This window comes from Methylobacterium sp. E-005 (assembly GCF_022829725.1).
In the GTDB taxonomy this organism is placed as follows: domain Bacteria; phylum Pseudomonadota; class Alphaproteobacteria; order Rhizobiales; family Beijerinckiaceae; genus Methylobacterium.
This window is the reverse complement of the sequence record NZ_JAKSYG010000076.1, coordinates 1-2,102: the sequence shown is the minus strand read 5'-3', so window position 1 is coordinate 2,102 and position 2,102 is coordinate 1. Positions and strand designations below refer to the sequence as shown.

Annotated in this window: 2 protein-coding genes; one reads left to right on the top strand and one right to left on the bottom strand. The window is 59.6% G+C overall.

Translation table 11 applies throughout. The annotated features are described in order from the left end of the window. The first annotated feature begins 968 nt into the window (after positions 1-968). Positions 969-1,169: a hypothetical protein gene (locus tag MKK88_RS08450; protein WP_243998769.1), complete on the top strand. Its 201-nt coding sequence runs from the start codon at positions 969-971 to the stop codon at positions 1,167-1,169. Between the two features lie 88 nt (positions 1,170-1,257). On the opposite strand, the gene MKK88_RS08445 is transcribed toward MKK88_RS08450, so the two are convergent. Beyond that, positions 1,258-2,102 (bottom strand): hypothetical protein (locus tag MKK88_RS08445; protein ID WP_243998771.1); only part of this gene is annotated, 845 nt, incomplete at its 5' end.

Genomic DNA, 2,102 nt, shown 5'->3' with positions numbered 1-2,102 from the left:
TTTTCGTTGGCCCGCATCCTGAAGCCTGTATTCGGATCGGGATCCTTACCCGATCACAATTTGGATATGGGAACGCCCGTCCGGCTCACAGCCGCGGCGGGCGTTTTCGTGCCCATGGCGGAACGCCTGATTCATCTTCTTCAACAAGCGACATGGCTCGATGCGGTCTGAGCCCGTTGGAGATGCATGGACACGCCCGCGCCTTGCACTGCGGACTACCCCATCCCCTCCGGCGATACGCTGGCTGCCATGCCCACCCATGCCTTCCTCGCAGCTTGGCGAGCTATCACCGGCGAACCGCCGGCAATCATGCTGAGCTCACGCTCGGCTATGATAGCGTTGTTGGTCTCCAGCATGCCGGTAGCGTCGCTCAAGCCGCCGGTCCCGGTCTGGAACGGTGACGGCGTTGGGGCCAGCACGACCGAGTAACCGCCGCCGGTCATCTTGCCCGCGAGCCACGTTGCGTATCGGCTCAGCTCACACGCTGGTGAGATCGGACGCCCCCCCGTCCTATGGCCTGGCTGGAGCAATAGCAGAGCCGACGTGTGTGTCTGAGATGCCCTGGCGATCAATCAGCCGACGGGCCATGGTTGCGCATGTCGGCGCCCCCAAATCAGACCTGCGAAGTGAAGGTAGACGGGACTTGGCTGCCTGTCGGCCTGGACGAGGCGCAACTCCGGCACCGGGACGACGTAAAGCGCTGCCCGGCCTGCCATGGACGTGTGATGATCATGGGCGTCTACGGCCCGCTCGGTCGCTTGACGTTGGCGCACCGCCGCGGACATGACGGATGCCCTCTCAGGCCGCTGCACTACAAAGGGGTATCGACGCGGGATCCAGAGGCGGTCGAGTAGCTATCTGGCGACGGCACGACCTCGCATCCAGTTCGAGCGCTCCTCCGTCGCGTGCGCACCGCGTGGAGGCGGATCAGCCTTGGCGGCGCCGAGCACGCGTGGCATGACGAGGCCATGAGCCAGAGTGAGACGAACATCCATCCCTACATGGTGGAGATCATTCCGCCGAAGGAAGAGGGCGGAGCCTATAACTGGGCGATCCGCAAGCATGGCAAGCTCGCCCAGCGTTCCGACCGCAGCTATCCGACCGAGGCAAAAGCCCAAGCCGCCGCCATGGCAACAGTCGAGAAGCTGCTGAGCGGCTCGGATCGGTAGCTCCTCCCCCGCCCCGTGAGCAGATCGGGGCGGGGCCGAGCGGGCGGCACCCGCTATAACCTCAGGGCGCGCCAGAAACGTCGGGCGACTAGCGACGCCATCCTCGCGCGGACTGCCGCCCTCGGTTCGCCCGCGGGCCATTGCGTACAAAATTCTCTACCGTTCTGAATTCTAGCGATCTATCCCGGATGACTGTGGGAAAATCATAGTAAGTTGCATCGAAATTACCTTCATGCCATTTGCTATTTAGATAGTCCCGAAACGCTTCGGCCTTCTTCAACCGATCAGAAATATCAAAGGACGCCGCGTTGGCAAACACGACCCCCCGCGGACCGTTGTCAAAAATTGGTGTGTCGATAGATACCGCGTCCAAAAATGCAAAAGATCCAGCCCAGTATCTTATGTGATATATGCCGATTGAAGTAGCTCTGAAGAAATACTGCAATGGATCAACATCTTCTGCGACTGGCAGTTCTCGATAGTGAGCTTGCGGCGTTTCTATGAGCCTCTTTCTAGCGAGCCGGCGCAACGAATGGGCAACTTGGTCATCGGTAAACCCGAGACGTAGCATTTCTTTCTGGATCACAGGGCCGCCAACAAACCCATCATTGTCTTTCACGCCCAGAGGTGATGAAATATATGCAATGAGGAGGCAGCAGATAAAGTGTTCCCGAGGATCTGCTGAGCCGACATCGAATATATTGCAGCCCACGAGAGATGAAAGCGGGTTAAAATGCGAGTACTCTCCTAATAGAGCATGTTTAGTAAATTCGTGCAATGGAACTTGATAATCGCCTTGGCCTGCCCCCATTCGGTGGCCCGAGTTCGAAGTTAGTGCATCGTCGGTCGGCTGACGATGGCAGGGCGCGCGGACGGCACTGATCCGCTCGGTTCGGTTGGCCAGAGGACGACCTCCGGCGCGGGTGGCTGGTA

Coding starts and splice junctions, on each gene's coding strand:
- MKK88_RS08450 (WP_243998769.1), top strand. CDS start 969: ATGAGCCAGAGTGAGACGAACATCCATCCCTACATGGTGGAGATCATT.